This window comes from Bradyrhizobium sp. USDA 4541, assembly GCF_024171085.1.
Taxonomy (GTDB): domain Bacteria; phylum Pseudomonadota; class Alphaproteobacteria; order Rhizobiales; family Xanthobacteraceae; genus Bradyrhizobium; species Bradyrhizobium australafricanum.
In genome coordinates this window covers 6,709,576-6,725,005 of sequence record NZ_JALJZF010000001.1, presented here as the reverse complement: position 1 = coordinate 6,725,005, position 15,430 = coordinate 6,709,576, and the positions used below count along the sequence as shown (strand labels likewise).

Here is a 15,430-nt window from a genome sequence, read left to right as displayed (position 1 = left end):
GCTTCTATTCTGACGGCGTGGACCAAGTGTCGCAGCTGACTGCCCCTGTACCCATCTGGGAAGGGACCGCACTGTCGATGCGGGAAGGCGAGTTCGATCCTCGTCAGGGGCGCCAGTTTGGCTAGACCGGTGTCCATTTTTGTTCACCGCCGTCGTCGTCTTCATCGATCCTGCCGACGATCCTGCATTCCTTCGTCGACCTCAGATAGACGGACCCGCAGTGGTGACAATGCATCGCCTCGCTGCCGATGCCGGTGAGAGTGTCTCCTGTCGAGTAGATCCGTCGCTGCTCAGCTGCCGACATTGTCTTCCAGAAATCAGGGCTCAGCGGTCTCTGCATGTAGCTTTTCCCCTTACATGCCGGGGATGGGCAGTCGTTCGAGGGCTTATTAGACATTGGGTACTCCTTACTGTCCTCAAATTAGCAATTTCCGGCGTGTGGCGCAGCCTGGTAGCGCATCTGCTTCGGGAGCAGGGGGCCGCAGGTTCAAATCCTGCCACGCCGACCAATTCGGGCGTCTAGCTCAGCGGTAGAGCCAGCCGCTCATAACGGCTCGGTCGTCGGTTCGAATCCGGCTGCGCCTACCACGGTAAATCATCCTCGCTTCTTCTTTGAAGCAAGAAACCGCAACGCAATCAAAGGGGGTCGACGATGTTTGCCGCAAGTCCGGCGCTGGTTCTCAACGCCGACTTCCAACCCTTAAGTTACTTTCCGCTGTCGCTGTTCGGTTGGGAAGACTCCGTCAAGGCAGTGGTGCGGGGATCTCACGTCGTCGTCGCGGAGTACGATCAAGTCATCCGGAGTCCGTCGACGACTATGCGGCTGCCGTCGGTCATCGCGCTGCGCGACTATGTCCGGCCGCCGGCTCGAGTCGCCTTCACGCGGTTTAACGTCTTTCTCCGCGATCGCTTCCGCTGCCAGTATTGCGGCGAGCAGCACCTCCGCGGCGAGCTCACGTTCGACCACGTCGTGCCGCGGGCGCTCGGCGGCAAGACCGAATGGACAAACATCGTTGCGGCATGCAGCCCGTGCAACATGCTCAAGGATCGGCAGATCTGGAAGCCGCTGAGGGCGCCGTTCGAGCCCAGCCAGCATGACCTGCTGGCGGCGCAGCGGCTCTTCCCGCCGAACTTCCTGCACGAGTCCTGGCAGGACTACCTGTACTGGGATGTCGAGCTCGAGAAATAAGCCAGCCGGCGGCGATTGCGATCACCGCCGGCGGTGCGTAGATTCTGATTTCCTGCAGCGGCCGCGGCGACGCGGACATTGGGCGGTGCCCGTTCCCTGAATGCGCGATGTGGTGGCAGTTTGCAGACGAGGCTTTTAAAAGCTGGACCGACCGCCATGAATGCCCAAGCCGCTGGCATCCGCTCCCGCGAAGGACAACGGTAAGCGAGGAGCCGGCAAGGACGGGCAGGGGCATGAAGAAATCTTGGGAAAAGGCCGTCTAGCAACCCTCGCGGGAGCCGTTCTGACGTCATCAACCTTCTTGCAAGGAACTCTGTCGGGTATAAATCCCGTCGTTCCCGGAGGCCGAGATGGCAATCTTCAACCTGTTCTCGAAAAGGCGAAAGGCCGAACGAGGCGTTCCCGCCGAAGTGTACACTTACGACAAGGTACCTGAAGGCCTTCGCGTCCAGATCATCCACATCTGGACCGATGCGATTGGCAATCCGGCAGTCAGTATCGAAGACAAGATCCGATCTACCTATCAGGATATTGTCGAGATACTGCGTCGTGAGTATCAAGTCTTTACTCTCACAAAGAACAACCGCACCCCTTATGATAGCCGCAACGCCTTCGGAGAGCTGTGCGAGTTCTTCTTGACGGAAGCGAACGTCGAGCGCGTCCTGGACGTAATTGAGATCACCGCCACCGTCATCGAGAACTACACTCGTCAATGGAATTATCTGAATCGTCGCAACGCTGAAGAAATCGCCGATGATGCAATTTCTGAGCTGAACGCTCGGTTCAAGGAGAATGCTGTCGGTTACGAGTATGCTGACGGAAAAATCATCCGCATCGACAATCAGCTAACGCACACAGAGATCGTGAAGCCTGCGCTACAACTCTTGCGGAATGCTCGTTACGCAAATGCCCAGAAAGAGTTCTTGGATGCGCATGAGAGCTACCGGCACGGTAAACATGCCGAGGCTCTGCTAAATTGTAACAAGGCTTTCGAAAGCACGATGAAAATTATGTGCGCGAAGCGAGGATGGGCAATTAGTGCCAATGCCACTGCAAGTGAACTCATCAGGGCCTGCTACGACAATGGCCTCATACCCAGCTTCTGGCAAACGCACTTCAACGGCCTCCGTAGCGTGTTGGAATCGGGCGTGCCAACCGCGAGAAATCGGTTAGGTGGCCACGGGGCGGGTGCTGCCCCCTCGGCTCAAATTCCGAAAGAACTGGTGGCTTACGTCCTTCATCTAACGGCCTCGACCATCCTTTTTCTGGCTGAGGCTGAGCAGAAGCTGCCCTGACGCCTCGCTCACCACATGCGTAGCAACCGTGAGGAAACTCGCCCTCCACGAGCAGGACCGCGACCGCATCTTGAGAGAGTTTGGCAACTAGGGTGCGTACTTACTCTCGTGCCTCCAAAAAAGACGTCCCCACTACAGGCGATAGGGGGACGCGCAGACGGGATCATTAGTTTTTCCCCTTAGCTCAGCGGAGTCAGAGCGCGGCCGTCCGAATGCCGAGGCCGCTGGTTCGAGTCCAGCAGGGGAAGCCACATTGGGCAGTCTAGTCGGAATGGTCTGACAGCGGTCTTGAAAACCGCGGCTCGCGAAAGCGATGGGGGTTCGATTCCTCGGCTGCCCGCCAATGACTCAGTTCGGCCATGAACGAAATTTAGTCGTCGGGCTAACGATGCCAAACGATCGCGCCAGGCCGGATGTACGTCTGCGCCGCAAAGGAGTTTGTACCCTTTGCACGATTATCGCGGGGTGGAGCAGCCCGGTAGCTCGTCAGGCTCATAACCTGAAGGCCGCACGTTCAAATCGTGCCCCCGCAACCAATCTGCCGCCGTTAGGGGCCGAGGCCAGAGTCACTGCTGTTGCGCAAGTCGAAACACTGCGAGATTGTCGTCGAATTTCCGCTTCACCAGTTCCCAAACCTTTGCGTCGCGCGGAAGTGAAAAGGCTGTTCCTTCCTCGCGAGTCAGAATTTCTTTGTATGATTGCGAAAGTGTTAGTCCAATGATTCGATTTGCTCTGTCGAAAAAAGAGTTGAACTTTCCGCCAAACGCGAAGAGGTCCTCCATTGTTACGTCGAGTGTCGATGGGAGCATCTGGTCGACGTAGAATTTGAATAGCTTCAGGCCGTAATATTTCAGACGGCTCACTTGCTTGAGGTCCTCGTTAGACTTTTGAAGCTTCTCCAGTTCAGCGACTATCTTGTCATACGCGTGTATGGCCAAGAGGGTCTCCTTGAATTGCTGCTCCGACCACATTTCGGTGATGTCTCCATCTACTCCGAAAGAGTAGCCGTACAGCCCGTTCTCTTCCGGCAATTGAAACAGCTTTGCTGGATCTGAAATCGGAATGCGTGGGTCGTGATACCAAGCATATCTTATTTTGCCGAGGTCTTGTAGTTTGAGGACCGACGTTGTCGAGTTGGCGCGAGGGTAGGGACGCTTTCTGCCGTATGCGATCTGAGCCATGTCTCCGCGTGGCTTTGTCGCTTTGAACTTAGATTCAAGCCAAAGTTGTATCGGATCGTTTGAGCGAAAGTCCGGCACCCGAAGGGTATTTTGCGTATTATTGGTCTTGATTAAGGAAGCCGCTATACCCTTCTCTCGGGTCGCATGCTTTACGGCCGTAAGTTTTACAAGAACTAGGTGGTGTGGACACTTATCGCAGCCATAGGACGATGGCAGCGAGAGTGACGACGGCCCGGTAATTCCGGGCGGTCTTTTCGAAGCGGGTTGCGACGCGTCGGAACTGCTTGAGCTTGCTGAAGCAGCATTCCACGAGATGGCGCTGGGCATAGAGATGTTTGTCGAGCGGATATTTGAGGGCTCGCGAGGGGTTGTTGGGGATGACGGCGAGCGCCTTTTTGGCGGCGATGTCTTGGCGCAAACGATCGGCGTCATAAGCCGTATCGGCGATGACGACCTCGGCGGGCAGCCCCTCGATTAATGCAGCGGCTTGTGGTGCATCGCCCTTCTGGCCCGCGGTGAGCGTGAACCGCACGGGGCATCCCAAGCCGCGTACGGCCATATGTATCTTCGTGCTCAGGCCGCCGCGCGAGCGCCCGATCGCTTGATCTTCAGACCCCCTTTTTTCGCCCCGGCGGCGTGCTGATGCGCCCGGACAATGGTGGAATCGACGATCAGATATTCGAAGTCCGGATCCTCGGACATCGCCTCGAAGATGCGGCACCAGACACCCTTGCGGCTCCATCGACTGAACCGCCGGAACACGCTGTTCCAATCTCCAAAAGCCTCCGGAAGATCACGCCAAGGAGAGCCCGTACGCACGATCCAAAGCACACCTTCCACAAACATCCGGTTGTCCCGCCCGGTCGAGCCCTTCTGATCGGGCCGGCCTATGATCAGCGGCGCCATGCGCTCCCAGGCCGCGTCGCTCAACACCAAACGCTCCATCACACCCAAGGCCGCCTCCCAAAAAGAAGCCTTGAATCTGATTTGCTCTCAAAAGGGAATCCTTAGAGTCCACACCACCTAGAGTGTCTTTCAATTTATCGACTATTGCGTGCTTGAGCGCGCCAACCGTCTGCGCTCCGTTCACGATCTGCAACTTCTGAATGACCAGTTTTCCTGTCTTGGGATTGAACTCGAAGTCTTCGCAAAGCGCGGATATGCCATTATTGAAATAGTAGAAATTTTGTGGCTCATCGGTAAGCGTCTTGTTGAGGCCAGTGTTGACCTCACCCTTGCGCCCTAAGAAACGTCTGATATTCCAATTGAAAAGACTATCTTTGTGATCCATGGCGATCTGCTTGAGAGCGTTGCCGCGGATCGCAAAGGTGAGATTGCGTAGTGTGCCGTCTGGTTGCATGAAATGATTTTCAGCTAGGGTCAGACTAATTGTATCGGGATATTTCTCCTCGATGCTTTTTACCGAAACAAATTCATCCCTCAGCCCTGAGATGTCCAAAACGTCGAACTTGACGTTTTGATTTTGGTTGTCCTTCGTGAATTTGTCGATCAGTGCGTCGGTTTTGTCTGACGACTCTCCGGAGCTTATAAAGATGAAGTGAATCAGGTAGCGCTGCTTGAGCCAATACTCGAACTCATTAGCTAGCTCCTCCAACTTCGGGTTGGTGGTCTTTCGCTGGGCTAGATACGTGCGGTCGCTCAATAGCTTATAGTTTGAAAAAAACGACTTCACGTCTCCTTCCGGGATTGGATCGGAGCCAGCAATTCTGGGATGCTTGCACTGGACGATATAGATCTCGTCCGTTTCCTTGCTTTCAAAAAAGATGTCGATCCCAGCGTCATCTCCTCGGATGATGCACAAGGAGGGATCGTTATCGGCCGCGGGATAGCGCTCGCTCAGCAAATTGAAGCACCAATTTTCAAAAGCCATCCCGCGTTGTTTAACGTTGTCGAAGCTCCATTTATTCTCAGCGCAAATTGTTTGGAGGGCGCTCCGCAGTTCATTCTTGAATGAGTCGATCTTCATGTTTGCCTTAGCGCTGGGTCTGCCGGTTGAGAGGGGTAACCTCCGGTGATCGTAAACATAAACTGTCGGTTATCGCCAGCCCTTGGGCTAGCGGCCCGGATCACGGAGCATCGTTCGGGGCCTTTGGGTGGGGGAGAGCCGGCATGAGTCCTGCCCGACGTAAGCACACTCTGGGTAACGCCAAGTCTGGGGACTGAGCGGGCCTGTAACGCCTGCGCCTATGCGCCTTCCTGGTTCGATTCCAGGGTTACCCACCAAATTCGCGGGTAAATGATTACGGTAGTCGGTGAGAGTGCCACTCTCACAGCCCGGGTTCGACTCCCGGTGCCCGCACCATCAACTTGCGCATTTGCGCAAACTCGCAAATTGCCCGGATAGCTCAGCGGTAGAGCGGCACGTTGAAGGCGTGCGCGTCAGTGGTTCGATTCCATTTCCGGGCACCATGACAAGGGAAACGCCGTTTCCGACAAGCGAAACGGCGGTTTTGTAAAGCAATTGGGGACGTAGCTCAGCGGCGAGAGCAGCTGTTTTGCAAGCAGTCGGTCCGGGGTTCGAGTCCCCGCGTCTCCACCATCGTCATTTCCCGATCCGCTAATGGCAAGCGACCCGGCTGTTAACCGGTTCATTCAGGTTCGAGTCCTGATCGGGGAGCCATTTCCAAGCAGCCATCGTCTAGTGGTCAGGATGCCCGGTTCTCAACCGGTCGACACGGGTTCGAGTCCCGTTGGCTGCGCCAATCCGAAGCGGGTGCGAGGAGGCGACACGGTGGAGAGTCGGTCAGTGCCGGCATCTTCTTCGGTCGCGCGCGGATCTGCGCAGCGCTGGACGTGATCTCGAGGCGGACCGGAGCGATCGGCCGGTCTGAGGCGAAGCGCGCCGCGCGCATCGAGACGAGAAGTCGAGGGGAAACCTCGGCGAGGCGAGAAATCATCTTCCGGTAGCTCAACTGGTGGAGCAGCGCGCTACGAACGCGAAGGTATGCAGATTCGAGTCCTGTCCGGAAGGCCAGTTATCAGCGTGTAGGGGAGCCTGGCCGTCCCTACCTGCCTTGGAAGCAGGGGATCGGTGGTTCGAATCCACCCGCGCTGACCATGTTGACGGGGATTAGCTTAGCCTGGCCCAAAGCGCCGCGCTCTGAACGCGGTATCGGCGGTTCAAATCCGTCATCCCCTGCCAATTTGGCCCCGTGGCGAAACAGGAACGCGGCGGTCTGCAAAACCGCTATGAGCCGGGGTAGCACCGGCCGGGGCTTCCATCATTGCACGATCGGTAGAACATCAGTGCGATATCCCGACCGAACGCCAGCAACCAGTTTTGCTGCCATCTCTGCCGGCAGGCCAAGCGAATATGTCCAGTCGGTGAAGGCTACAACGTGCTCCGCCGGCGTCATGTTGAAGGCGCCGTCGATGACGTCACGGCTCGGTGCGATCTTGCCGGCATATCCCTCGAGCCAATGCACGTTGGGAAACCCGCCGAGGTTCGTCGGACAGGCCGAGATCGGTTCACCGTAGCGGCGGGCTACAAACCCGGCCCTGCGAAACAGCATCTTTTCCGAGTGGAGTCGCTTTCCGGTCTCGGCGATGAAGCGCTTCAAGCGTTCACGGGCCGGTCCGCCGACTATGAAGAAGCGCTGATATGGCATACGCGCACTCAAACGCCAAAACCGAGGATTATTTTTCAGATCTTTTGCATGCCGACGAAAAGGGCGTATCCGTCAACGGGATAGGCGCGGGCCTTCTAAGCCCGGAATCGAGGTTCGAGTCCTCGTGCGCTCGCCACGATCAGCCGATCTCTGCCGCCAAATTGCGAGCCTTGTTCTGCGCGGCCTTCAACTGCCGCCCCATCAGGTGCGAGCCAACATGATCAAGGTATTCGATCAGGATCTGCGCCCCATGGTTCAGTTCGAAGACCGAGGCCGGCAGCGGCGCGATCTTCCAATCGCTTTTCAGCGTGAGAAAATAGGATTCGAGAGGTCCGCGAAGGTGCTCGACATTCTCGGGCCAGGTGCTTCTGAAGCCACCTTGGCTTTGCCGCACGCTCTCTGCCATGCCGCGCAGCGAGCGCCCTAGGTTTGTGAGTTCGCCACCTTGCTCATTCGCCAGCCGGCGCAGGACCCGATCGGCCCAAAGACCGATCGACAGACCAAACAGGAACGCGAGGAGTGGATAGAACCAGTGCGACTGGGCTAGGCCGGCCACTACGGAGACGAGCCACGCAACCCCTTGGTCCGGATGATCGAAGTACCCGTTTCGCTCCATCCACCGCTTCAACAGTTCGGCTGCGGACGGGCCGATGAGTACGGAGAACCAACCGATGATGGGAGCCCACCCCGCCGCTTTCCTACGCCACTGCCACACGCAAAAGACCCCGTTTGGAAAGCTCGGATCGTAGCTGCTCGGCAGGCCTGCATCAACGGTCGCCTAGCTCAACTGGACAGAGCGCCGCGTTCCTACCGCGGAGGTTGCCGGTTCGAGTCCGGCGGCGATCGCCATGCATGAAAATGCCCGCTCCTGGTGCGGCCAAGAGCGGGCGTGCGTCCCGAGCGACTGCGACAGACCCTCCCTCGGGGCGCGCGCGCAATTAGGGACAGGCGAGGCCGGCGGTCAATCCGGAGATCTGCGGAGCTCGGTGCTTCCGATCGGTGTTCCGTCGCGCAGCCAGAAGCGCGCGCGATCGCCGACGATCTCAGGGCGCTGCCCGGTCCAGCGGTGCCAGCGACCATCAATGTCGGCCTCGAAGGTGTAGCTCGCCTGGGCCGACACTTCGCTGGCTGGACCCTCAACGTATCCGTCCGCCGTGATCCTTCCGGCGACGGGGTCAGCAAGGGATCTGTGCAGGATTTCCATGATCGTTTCCAATTGGAGAGGTGGCCGAGCGGTAAGGCAGCGCTTTGCTAAGGCGCCGAGTCCTTCGGGACGCGCAGGTTCGATCCCTGTCCTCTCCGCCACTAATAGAGGCAGTGCTGCTCGGGATTGGCTAATGCGTTGCGCGCCGCCGCCGCGAATGTCGGTCCCTCGGCGGCCTTGCCGATGTCGTAGCGATCGGTGGGCGTACCGAAACCAACCCGCCAGTTTGTCGTGAAGCGCAGGATGGTCAGGTGGCCGTCTCGCAGGGACCTTGCTTTGTCTTCGAGCAGGGACATCAGCTGAGAGTTCTCGTCCATTTCATACTCCTTACGCGGGTTTGGGTCATAGGCTGATCACCTGGTTTCCACCCAGGCTAAGTCGGTTCGAGTCCGGCAGCCCGCACCAATCACCAAGGAAACCCCGAGGAGACTGAAATCTCCCCGGGGGCCCTCCACTCGAGTGCCGGCCGCCGCGGTAACAACGTTCCGGCGATCGGCATCCTACCCGCGGAAATTGTGGGCGGCAAACGGCCTGCCATCGCCTGGTGGAAAGGGTACGGCGCTTTCAACGCTGGACATCGCGGGTTCGACTCCCGTTGGCAGGACCAATCATGGGCGCGTAGCCAAGTTGGTAAGGCATCGGATTTTGATTCCGACATCCACAGGTTCGAGTCCTGTCGCGCCTGCCATCATCGGACATCCTCGATCTGTTCGTATCTAGTGCGCACGGACCATGCCTTCTCACATCGCTCACACCTTGCAGCGAATTGGACTCGGTTCGGATCGCCGCGGTCGGTTCGCTTGCCGTCCCTGTCATAGGTGGGCCCGGGCCACCCCATGCAGGTTTCTTCGCCACGCCTGATCTTGATGGAGCAGTCTCGCCGCGGGCAAAGCATAGTGACAGCGATCGCGATGTCTGATTCCACGGCCGGCTTCACGTCATCCGGGGGAATGAGATAGTTGAGCGGCTGAAGCGCGCGCTCCAAAGCGCGAAGTTGATCGAAATATCGATCATGACCAACGCTGTTCACGGCACCGCTCTCGATCATTGCGACACGGAAGGCTTCCGCAGTTGCGAGCAGGTCGGTCAATTGGCGGTCTTTGTCTATCGGACGCGGCATTTCGTGAATTCCTTCCTTTCGCAGGCCCTCGGTCGGGTAGGGGCTGCCTCTCATAAGGGCGGCTAGGCTGGTTCAACCCCAGTGCCTGCGACCACTTCCTCGAAACCTCGAACTCCACGCCAAAACTCGATCGGCCGATCATCGGAGTAGACGGCGATCTCGCGGTTTCCGTCCGCGTTAATCAGGGTGCGAAACAGCGCGGTTTCGATCTTCGAATGGACGAGCTCGGAGGGTTCAAAGGGACGGGCGTTGATGAGCAACTGATCCATGCGGCAAATCGGATAGCGCTCGCCGTTACGCATTTCGTGCGGGACGGTGAGATAGCCGAGGATCTTGTCCGGCTCGCAGCAGCAGCGGACGAGATACCTCACGGCAGCACCGTCTCGCGGGTCTCGATCTCGGCGACGACGTAGTTCGGATTGCGCCGACCGAGCTCATTCACGGTCTCAAGGCGGACGTGCAGGCCTTCGCTGCCGGCATCGCTCAGCGCGCTGTTGAGCGCCGTGACAGCATCCATCACCTTCCGCGATGCCGCCTTCTGTTCTGGTGTTGCCATCTCAATCTCTCCTGACTTTGTTCAATGGTAGGACGCTCGGCCGTGGACCGGGAGACGCGGTGTTCGATTCACCCAGTCAGGACCATCAGATCCCTTCGCCGGCGCCGAGCTGCGTGAAGATGTCCCGATATGCAGCGCCGATCTTGGGGTCCTCGCCGGGCGCGACATAGCCGCTGTACGTGAACGTCGGCTGCCGGAAGGGCAGGCCGAGCGCCGCGCACCAGCACCGCCAATCGTAGCCGCCGGCGTCTTCGCAGATGTCCTGGCCGTAGCGGACCTGCTCCCAGAACACGCGGCTCATCTCGGCGGTGTAGGGGCCGCGGCCGATCGCGGCGAGGGCGCCGTCGACCAGCTGGTCGTCACGGCGAGCACGAAATTGCCACCACCTGGCGCGCGCCCGCGGGATGCATGGCCAGCCGTGGACGGTGCAGCCGAAGTATTTCTCCAACGCCTCGAAGGTCTCTTCATCCGTCATTGCTGTCTCCATGGGGAATTAGAGGTTCAATCGGCGAGTAAATCGGCGGGCGCTGGGCGCGGCATGGTCTCCAAAACCATTGCAGGTTGGTTCGACTCTAGCCGCCGGTGCCGGCCTCGATCCCCGAGAGAGTGATGTAGTTTCCGATGGCAGTTCGAGCAAAGCACCTTGCATTTCGCCATCTCGCTCTTGATCCGGGCGATCGACCATCCGTCGGTGATTGCTTGCGAAACGCCGATATCTTTCCCATCCGGCTCAAGATGGTGAAAGTCTAAAGTCGCCGGGTGATCCTCGGGACATTCCGAGCACTTCAGCCCTCGCTTGAACTCTTCCAACCATTCCTTGATGCGGCTTTTCTGCTCGGCGCGTTTTGCCTTCGCAAAGTCCTTGTTGCGATGGTACCACTCGCGCCGATAGCGCCGCATGTTCTCGACGTCGTTATACGCCACTGGGTTCGATTCCTACCGCTCCTGCCAATTCCGCCCTCATCGGCGGGATCTCGACCAGCGTCAGCGCGGTCCAGTTCCAGTCATTTCGCTGGCGGACCGCGATCGCGACAGGCTGGTTCTTGTGCCAGAGCGTCGTGACGTTGGTGTCCTTCACTCGCTCCTGCGTGATCTCCGACCCGGGCTTTCCCTTGAGGTCGAGCTTCTTGACGACCGCCTCCAGCCACATCTGTTCGATGTTGCCGGCCTCGAGCTCGTCCATCGTGATCATCTGCTGCGGGTTGGTCATCGCTGCAGGGCGCTCCGTTCGCTTTCGTCTTCCCAATTCTTGATCCGTTGGATGGCAGCGATCGCTCGCTTGCTAAGCTTGGGGGCCTTGATCGGCTGCGAAGCGAATTTATCCGGGGGATTCATGTCTCCATCCTTGGTCAAAGCTTCGGTTGAGCGGAGAGCTCGACTTCCGCCGCGAGCAGCGACGCCCAGGCCTGTTCGAGCAGCGGCGACGGCGCATTCGTCAGGATCTCGAGGGTCGCGCGCTTCTCCGGCAGATAGACCTTCGCGAAGCCGGGATTGTGCTTCGAGATCGCAGACGTGTTGCTGATGAGATCGGCGCACTTGATGCCCTGTGTTTCGGCCGACGCGCGCGCCAAACGTTGGCGATCGATATCCTTCCGCATCTCCCGATTCAGCGCCGGCGTCGGCGGCATATCGGTGAGCGCCATAACCATTACTGACACTGGCTGCCCGAAACGCTCCACGAGCTCGCTCTCAAGAACGTCCTGATCTTCGACGACATCATGCAGCCATGCCGCGGCGATCGCGCTTCCCGACAGGCCGGCGCGCTCCACAATGCCGGCGACTTCCTCGAGGTGCACGAAGTACGGTTCGCCGGTGTAGCTCCGTTTCTGCAGTGCGTGCTTCTCCCGCGCGAATTCGCGGGCCATTTCGATCAAGTTCATTTTCCCTCCGCTGCCCGCCGCTGCCCCTGAGCAGCCAAATATTCGCGGGCCAAAGACCTGGACGCTTCGTCGCCAGGCAACTCCCCCATATCAATCATCCTGTTCCGCCAGCCGTGCCAATAGGAACGGCCGCGGTTCGGTCCCGGCTCGGGATCTCCGCGCTCGGCCGAACGATAGCCTTCGATCATCTGTCCCTCATCGAGCGTCTCAAGGTCGGCGAGGGTGCTGACCGGCGCGAACTTCATCGGGCTGCCGGAACGTGGCCAGCAGCGCGCAGTTCGCGACGCGCGATGTCGCGGGCATCGTCCTGCTTTATGCCGTTGCCATGAGGTGTCCACTTCGGTTTTGATCCGACGCCGTCGTAGACGAAACCGTCGTAAATCTCCTTCGCTCGAGTCTCGACAGGCTCATATCGGCGGTTGTCGTTCGCGTCCCATACCGGAACATAGGGCGCGGTTGCCTTCTCCAACTGACGGGACAGCCAGCGGATGCGGTCCTTCGCGATCGTCAGATTGTTGATGCCGGGGTCGAGGAAGACCGCGTTGGCCACCTCGTCGTCGGTGAGGTCGCCGCCGGCCAGTTGCGCGCGGTCGCAGTCGTATCGGTCGCCGTGCGGATCCGGCTTGCCTTCGGCTCGCCAGCGCGCGCCCGGTGTCCGCTTCTCTGCGGTCGCACCTGGAGCGCGAACAGATGGCAGGTCCATAATCTTGCAGGCAGCGGTGCGAGCAAGATGCCGGAGGTGATGACCGGCGCGCTCGGGCTTCTTCAGGTCGAGTACATCGACCAAAACAATCCGCTCGATATCCTCAATAGGGTCCGAACGATCGCATCCTGGCGTGTGCGGCTCGTCCTCGTCCGCGCAATCCTTGCCGCAGCTCGGGCACTCAAAGAACGGGCCCGGGTTCTCTGCCAACGCGGCGTCGACGCGCCTCAGCACCGGTCCGTAGATCGGATTTTCAGGACCCGGCTCGAAGCCCCATGCCCGCACGAAAGCGCCGCGCAATTCGACCAGCGCCTGCCGCAGCGGCACCATCTGCGCGAGGTGCCCTTGCTCGCGCCCGTCGGGCGACGACCAGATGACCAGGCTGTGCGGGATCGAGGCGTCAAGCTTGATCCGGTCGTTGACGACGTGTTCGAGCGAGAGCGACAGCCCGCGCGCGCGGCAGCGGTCATCGGTCTGGTCGATGAAGTAGGCGCCGTAGACCGGCAGGTTCTGGTCGAGCGTCAGGAGATCGTTCACCAGGTCGGACACCAGCTTGATAGGGCCAATCCAGCGGCGCTCCTCCCATTGCTTCAGCACCGCGGAGATCTCGCCGGAGAATTTCAGCGACAGATCGTTCCCGGGCTGGCAATTGATGTCGAGGTAGTCCCGGAGACGCAGCAGGAGGTCATAGAGCGGCGAGTCAGTCGTGGTCATGGGTTTGGACGTCCTTCATTTCGAAGACGGTTGTGAACGCGTAGCCGACCGCGCCGCCGAGGGCGGGAATGCCGACCGAGAGGATTACGATGATGAGGAGCACGGCGCCGACGGTCGCGAGGATGCCGGCGGGCTGGAACCACGTTTTGGCGAGGCAGTACGCCGCGATGAGCAGAAGGATGCCGCCGGACCAGGCCAGCGATTGGGTCGTCATTTGGATGCCTTCCTGCTGGTGATGGTCTTCATAGGCCGAGTTCCTCGGGCGACCGGCCGACCCGGATCCAGTCCCGGCGGAGCGCCTCGACCGGCTGGACGAAAGGATGGCTGGCGCGCGGCTCAAGCTGCCGGCGGGTCCAGTCGAAGGCCTGGCCGCGGACGACGGTGACGGCGTGAAAGAAGAGCGGGTCGCGCGCCGGGTAGTCGTCGACACGGTCGAGGAAGTACCGACGGGAGCCGAGCAGGTAGGCGACGCGGGCCCCTGGCACGGAATCGGCGAAGAGCCCGGCGGCCCAGCAGCAGCGGCCGGCGGCGCCGTCAGGTGTCCGGAGTTCCGGGAAGCGGCGGTCGAAGGTGGAGACGAGACGAGGGAGGGTTGCGATCACCGCTGACCCTCCACAAAGATCGATCGCAGAGGGGATGGACAGAGAACGGAGAGGCCTCTAAAGAGGGGCCAACCGAGCGCGCGATTGCAAGACACTCCTATGATCTTGCAAGAAAGTCTGAAAAAGACGTTTGAAATCAACCGCTTCGTTGGGGAATGGTGTAACGGTAGCACAACAGACTCTGACTCTGTTTGTCTTGGTTCGAATCCAGGTTCCCCAGCCAATCCGCCTCGGTGGCGTGATCATCCTCTCAAATCCCGACGAGATAGCCGGCTGCAGCTGCCGACGGAGGACCAGTCGTATGTGTGCCATCACGGCAGGGTGGATTGGTCCGGCGTAATCCACCATGGTCTCGCGCGTGTGGTCCGGCTCGTTGCAACAGAGGTTTAGGCTGATGGACGAAATTCTCTATGCCCGCGAAGCGTCGATCGGCGTCGATGAGTTCATCGAGGTGCTGCGGCAGTCGGGCCTCGGCGAGCGGCGACCGCTGGCGGATACCGACCGGATGGAGCGCATGATCGCCAATGCGAATCTGATCGTGACGGCGCGGAAGGCGGGCAAGCTGGTCGGCGTGTCGCGCGCGCTGACCGATTTCGCCTATTGCTGCTATTTGTCGGACCTTGCGGTCGATCGCGGATACCAGGGACATGGCATCGGCAAGCGTCTGATCGCGGAAACGCGGCGCCTCGCCGGACCTGAATCGATGTGCCTGCTGTTGTCGGCGCCTGACTCGATCGGGTTCTACAAGACCATCGGCATGCCGCAGCCGGACAACGCGTTCCTCTACAAGCGGGAGCGATAGCGGACGGCTACGCTGCGCGGCGCTATTTGATCTTGTCGTAGACCGTCGCGAAGTCGGCAAGCGGCATCGGGATAGAGATGGTTTCCTTGCCGAGATTCTGGAACGACACTTTGAGCTGCTTACCCGATTTCAGCTGGGTCAGGACATCGGCGGCGATCGGCGTATTGATGTAGCAGCCGCGCGCCTCGCACGTCTGGATCGGCACGTCGACGGCCTTGCCGTCGTCGACCTGCAGCTTGGCGCCGACCGGCAGGTTCAATCCGAGTGGAAGCTGGATCAGCGCCACCGGCGTGCGGGTGTCGCCGGGAACGCGGATATTGACCAGCACGATGAGCTGGCCGGTCTTGGTGAGCACCGCGGTCTGTTCCATCGCGCATTCGAGCGAAGCGTCGCGGCTCGCACTGGTGCAGCGCGCAATCCAGCCGGAATTGTTGGGGGCTGCTGTATCACCCTGAGGAGCCGCGGGCGCAGCTGCCGGAGCGGGCGCGTTCTTGCTCTTGGCCGTCTGGGCGTGGCCAGAGTGGGCCATGCCGAACGCGGTCAGCAGGACGAAGA

22 protein-coding genes, 24 tRNA genes and 1 pseudogene are annotated in these 15,430 nt (G+C 59.7%); 27 read left to right on the top strand and 20 right to left on the bottom strand.

All coding sequences use genetic code 11. The features are described 5' to 3' along the window. Positions 1-41 precede the first annotated feature (41 nt). Positions 42-115, top strand: a tRNA-Asp gene (locus J2R80_RS32260). A gap of 6 nt (positions 116-121) precedes the next feature. Here the strand turns inward: J2R80_RS32260 and J2R80_RS32255 are convergent. Continuing rightward, the gene (locus J2R80_RS32255) at positions 122-340 is read right to left on the bottom strand and encodes a hypothetical protein (protein ID WP_253639958.1); all 219 of its coding nucleotides are present in this window, start codon (positions 338-340) and stop codon (positions 122-124) included. Positions 341-432: 92 nt separating this feature from the next. On the opposite strand from J2R80_RS32255, the gene J2R80_RS32250 reads away from it, so the two are divergent. The 7 genes from J2R80_RS32250 (at position 433) to J2R80_RS32220 (ending at position 3,020) form a co-directional block, all read left to right on the top strand. Further along, positions 433-509, top strand: a tRNA-Pro gene (locus J2R80_RS32250). A 4-nt stretch (positions 510-513) separates the two neighbouring features. Further along, a tRNA-Ile gene (locus tag J2R80_RS32245) sits at positions 514-588 on the top strand. A gap of 64 nt (positions 589-652) precedes the next feature. Further along, positions 653-1,189, top strand: a complete 537-nt coding sequence (locus tag J2R80_RS32240) for an HNH endonuclease (RefSeq protein ID WP_253639957.1) — start codon at positions 653-655, stop codon at positions 1,187-1,189. Positions 1,190-1,539: 350 nt separating this feature from the next. After that, positions 1,540-2,484: an STM4504/CBY_0614 family protein gene (locus tag J2R80_RS32235; protein WP_253639956.1), complete on the top strand. Its 945-nt coding sequence runs from the start codon at positions 1,540-1,542 to the stop codon at positions 2,482-2,484. A 173-nt stretch (positions 2,485-2,657) separates the two neighbouring features. Continuing rightward, positions 2,658-2,735 (top strand) — tRNA-Arg (locus J2R80_RS32230). 4 nt (positions 2,736-2,739) lie between these two features. Beyond that, a tRNA-Ser gene (locus J2R80_RS32225) sits at positions 2,740-2,827 on the top strand. A gap of 116 nt (positions 2,828-2,943) precedes the next feature. Beyond that, a tRNA-Met gene (locus J2R80_RS32220) sits at positions 2,944-3,020 on the top strand. 30 nt (positions 3,021-3,050) lie between these two features. On the opposite strand, the gene J2R80_RS32215 is transcribed toward J2R80_RS32220, so the two are convergent. From J2R80_RS32215 to J2R80_RS32205, 3 genes and pseudogenes are all read right to left on the bottom strand, one after another. Continuing rightward, the gene (locus J2R80_RS32215) at positions 3,051-3,881 is read right to left on the bottom strand and encodes an AIPR family protein (protein WP_256528077.1); all 831 of its coding nucleotides are present in this window, start codon (positions 3,879-3,881) and stop codon (positions 3,051-3,053) included. Then, positions 3,856-4,571 (bottom strand): annotated as a pseudogene (locus J2R80_RS32210) (IS5 family transposase). The gene J2R80_RS32215 and the pseudogene J2R80_RS32210 overlap by 26 nt, the downstream one beginning before the upstream one ends. Further along, positions 4,459-5,652, bottom strand: a complete 1,194-nt coding sequence (locus J2R80_RS32205; protein WP_253639955.1) for an AIPR family protein — start codon at positions 5,650-5,652, stop codon at positions 4,459-4,461. The pseudogene J2R80_RS32210 and the gene J2R80_RS32205 overlap by 113 nt, the downstream one beginning before the upstream one ends. Positions 5,653-5,824: 172 nt before the next feature. Here J2R80_RS32205 and J2R80_RS32200 point away from each other — a divergent pair. The 10 genes from J2R80_RS32200 to J2R80_RS32155 all read left to right on the top strand — a co-directional run bounded on the left by J2R80_RS32200 (position 5,825) and on the right by J2R80_RS32155 (position 6,907). Further along, positions 5,825-5,909 (top strand) — tRNA-Tyr (locus J2R80_RS32200). A gap of 5 nt (positions 5,910-5,914) precedes the next feature. Then, a tRNA-Gly gene (locus J2R80_RS32195) sits at positions 5,915-5,988 on the top strand. A 32-nt stretch (positions 5,989-6,020) separates the two neighbouring features. Next, positions 6,021-6,095, top strand: a tRNA-Phe gene (locus J2R80_RS32190). Positions 6,096-6,149: 54 nt separating this feature from the next. Further along, positions 6,150-6,225 (top strand) — tRNA-Ala (locus J2R80_RS32185). Positions 6,226-6,232: 7 nt separating this feature from the next. Next, positions 6,233-6,306 (top strand) — tRNA-Asn (locus tag J2R80_RS32180). Positions 6,307-6,313: 7 nt separating this feature from the next. Beyond that, positions 6,314-6,388, top strand: a tRNA-Glu gene (locus tag J2R80_RS32175). 195 nt (positions 6,389-6,583) lie between these two features. Further along, positions 6,584-6,660 (top strand) — tRNA-Arg (locus J2R80_RS32170). 5 nt (positions 6,661-6,665) lie between these two features. Beyond that, positions 6,666-6,744, top strand: a tRNA-Pro gene (locus J2R80_RS32165). 6 nt (positions 6,745-6,750) lie between these two features. After that, positions 6,751-6,828: transfer RNA gene (locus J2R80_RS32160), tRNA-Gln, on the top strand. A gap of 4 nt (positions 6,829-6,832) precedes the next feature. Further along, a tRNA-Cys gene (locus J2R80_RS32155) sits at positions 6,833-6,907 on the top strand. Here the strand turns inward: J2R80_RS32155 and J2R80_RS32150 are convergent. Beyond that, positions 6,908-7,246 (bottom strand): hypothetical protein, encoded by a 339-nt coding sequence (locus J2R80_RS32150; RefSeq protein ID WP_253639954.1) that lies wholly within the window; start codon positions 7,244-7,246, stop codon positions 6,908-6,910. A 109-nt stretch (positions 7,247-7,355) separates the two neighbouring features. Between J2R80_RS32150 and J2R80_RS32145 the strand changes: the two genes are divergently transcribed. Continuing rightward, a tRNA-Arg gene (locus J2R80_RS32145) sits at positions 7,356-7,430 on the top strand. 3 nt (positions 7,431-7,433) lie between these two features. On the opposite strand, the gene J2R80_RS32140 is transcribed toward J2R80_RS32145, so the two are convergent. Next, positions 7,434-7,910 (bottom strand): hypothetical protein, encoded by a 477-nt coding sequence (locus J2R80_RS32140; protein WP_253639953.1) that lies wholly within the window; start codon positions 7,908-7,910, stop codon positions 7,434-7,436. A gap of 156 nt (positions 7,911-8,066) precedes the next feature. Here J2R80_RS32140 and J2R80_RS32135 point away from each other — a divergent pair. Then, positions 8,067-8,143: transfer RNA gene (locus J2R80_RS32135), tRNA-Arg, on the top strand. A 112-nt stretch (positions 8,144-8,255) separates the two neighbouring features. Here J2R80_RS32135 and J2R80_RS32130 read toward each other — a convergent pair. After that, the gene (locus tag J2R80_RS32130) at positions 8,256-8,498 is read right to left on the bottom strand and encodes a hypothetical protein (RefSeq protein WP_253639952.1); all 243 of its coding nucleotides are present in this window, start codon (positions 8,496-8,498) and stop codon (positions 8,256-8,258) included. Positions 8,499-8,512: 14 nt separating this feature from the next. Here J2R80_RS32130 and J2R80_RS32125 point away from each other — a divergent pair. Further along, positions 8,513-8,599, top strand: a tRNA-Ser gene (locus J2R80_RS32125). Here the strand turns inward: J2R80_RS32125 and J2R80_RS32120 are convergent. Further along, a complete protein-coding gene (locus J2R80_RS32120) occupies positions 8,600-8,815 on the bottom strand; it encodes a hypothetical protein (protein ID WP_253639951.1) in 216 nt (71 codons plus the stop codon). It abuts the tRNA gene before it with no gap. 14 nt (positions 8,816-8,829) lie between these two features. Between J2R80_RS32120 and J2R80_RS32115 the strand changes: the two genes are divergently transcribed. The 3 genes from J2R80_RS32115 to J2R80_RS32105 all read left to right on the top strand — a co-directional run bounded on the left by J2R80_RS32115 (position 8,830) and on the right by J2R80_RS32105 (position 9,186). After that, positions 8,830-8,903 (top strand) — tRNA-Gly (locus tag J2R80_RS32115). Between the two features lie 125 nt (positions 8,904-9,028). Next, a tRNA-Glu gene (locus tag J2R80_RS32110) sits at positions 9,029-9,105 on the top strand. A gap of 5 nt (positions 9,106-9,110) precedes the next feature. Continuing rightward, positions 9,111-9,186: transfer RNA gene (locus J2R80_RS32105), tRNA-Gln, on the top strand. On the opposite strand, the gene J2R80_RS32100 is transcribed toward J2R80_RS32105, so the two are convergent. The 3 genes from J2R80_RS32100 to J2R80_RS32090 all read right to left on the bottom strand — a co-directional run bounded on the left by J2R80_RS32100 (position 9,187) and on the right by J2R80_RS32090 (position 10,174). Further along, on the bottom strand, positions 9,187-9,588 hold the full coding sequence (locus tag J2R80_RS32100; RefSeq protein ID WP_253639950.1) for a hypothetical protein: 402 nt from the start codon (positions 9,586-9,588) through the stop codon (positions 9,187-9,189). It abuts the tRNA gene before it with no gap. A 92-nt stretch (positions 9,589-9,680) separates the two neighbouring features. Continuing rightward, the gene (locus J2R80_RS32095; RefSeq protein ID WP_253639949.1) at positions 9,681-9,989 is read right to left on the bottom strand and encodes a hypothetical protein; all 309 of its coding nucleotides are present in this window, start codon (positions 9,987-9,989) and stop codon (positions 9,681-9,683) included. Further along, positions 9,986-10,174, bottom strand: coding sequence for a hypothetical protein (locus J2R80_RS32090; RefSeq protein WP_253639948.1), 189 nt, complete (start codon positions 10,172-10,174; stop codon positions 9,986-9,988). The genes J2R80_RS32095 and J2R80_RS32090 overlap by 4 nt, the downstream gene beginning before the upstream one ends. Before the next feature lie 10 nt (positions 10,175-10,184). Between J2R80_RS32090 and J2R80_RS32085 the strand changes: the two genes are divergently transcribed. Next, positions 10,185-10,259, top strand: a tRNA-His gene (locus J2R80_RS32085). Here J2R80_RS32085 and J2R80_RS32080 read toward each other — a convergent pair. The 8 genes from J2R80_RS32080 to J2R80_RS32045 all read right to left on the bottom strand — a co-directional run bounded on the left by J2R80_RS32080 (position 10,260) and on the right by J2R80_RS32045 (position 14,073). Further along, on the bottom strand, positions 10,260-10,649 hold the full coding sequence (locus J2R80_RS32080) for a hypothetical protein (RefSeq protein ID WP_253639947.1): 390 nt from the start codon (positions 10,647-10,649) through the stop codon (positions 10,260-10,262). A gap of 26 nt (positions 10,650-10,675) precedes the next feature. Continuing rightward, positions 10,676-11,098: a hypothetical protein gene (locus J2R80_RS32075; protein WP_253639946.1), complete on the bottom strand. Its 423-nt coding sequence runs from the start codon at positions 11,096-11,098 to the stop codon at positions 10,676-10,678. Continuing rightward, complete coding sequence (locus tag J2R80_RS32070; protein ID WP_253639945.1) at positions 11,088-11,384, bottom strand: hypothetical protein; 297 nt, start codon at positions 11,382-11,384, stop codon at positions 11,088-11,090. Before J2R80_RS32070 ends, J2R80_RS32075 begins: the two co-directional genes overlap by 11 nt. A 139-nt stretch (positions 11,385-11,523) precedes the next feature. After that, positions 11,524-12,054: an HD domain-containing protein gene (locus J2R80_RS32065; protein WP_253639944.1), complete on the bottom strand. Its 531-nt coding sequence runs from the start codon at positions 12,052-12,054 to the stop codon at positions 11,524-11,526. Beyond that, positions 12,051-12,299 carry a hypothetical protein gene (locus J2R80_RS32060; RefSeq protein WP_253639943.1) on the bottom strand — a complete coding sequence of 83 codons (249 nt, stop codon included), beginning with the start codon at positions 12,297-12,299 and terminating at the stop codon, positions 12,051-12,053. The genes J2R80_RS32065 and J2R80_RS32060 overlap by 4 nt, the downstream gene beginning before the upstream one ends. Next, positions 12,296-13,354, bottom strand: coding sequence for a hypothetical protein (locus J2R80_RS32055; RefSeq protein WP_253639942.1), 1,059 nt, complete (start codon positions 13,352-13,354; stop codon positions 12,296-12,298). The genes J2R80_RS32060 and J2R80_RS32055 overlap by 4 nt, the downstream gene beginning before the upstream one ends. A gap of 103 nt (positions 13,355-13,457) precedes the next feature. Continuing rightward, positions 13,458-13,685, bottom strand: coding sequence for a hypothetical protein (locus J2R80_RS32050; RefSeq protein WP_253639941.1), 228 nt, complete (start codon positions 13,683-13,685; stop codon positions 13,458-13,460). Positions 13,686-13,713: 28 nt separating this feature from the next. Continuing rightward, entirely contained in the window at positions 13,714-14,073 is a 360-nt protein-coding gene (locus J2R80_RS32045) for a hypothetical protein (protein WP_253639940.1), read from the bottom strand. Between the two features lie 149 nt (positions 14,074-14,222). Between J2R80_RS32045 and J2R80_RS32040 the strand changes: the two genes are divergently transcribed. Further along, a tRNA-Gln gene (locus J2R80_RS32040) sits at positions 14,223-14,296 on the top strand. 171 nt (positions 14,297-14,467) lie between these two features. After that, entirely contained in the window at positions 14,468-14,875 is a 408-nt protein-coding gene (locus tag J2R80_RS32035) for a GNAT family N-acetyltransferase (RefSeq protein ID WP_018271115.1), read from the top strand. A 22-nt stretch (positions 14,876-14,897) separates the two neighbouring features. On the opposite strand, the gene J2R80_RS32030 is transcribed toward J2R80_RS32035, so the two are convergent. Then, positions 14,898-15,404, bottom strand: coding sequence for an invasion associated locus B family protein (locus tag J2R80_RS32030; protein WP_076826741.1), 507 nt, complete (start codon positions 15,402-15,404; stop codon positions 14,898-14,900). Positions 15,405-15,430 lie beyond the last annotated feature (26 nt).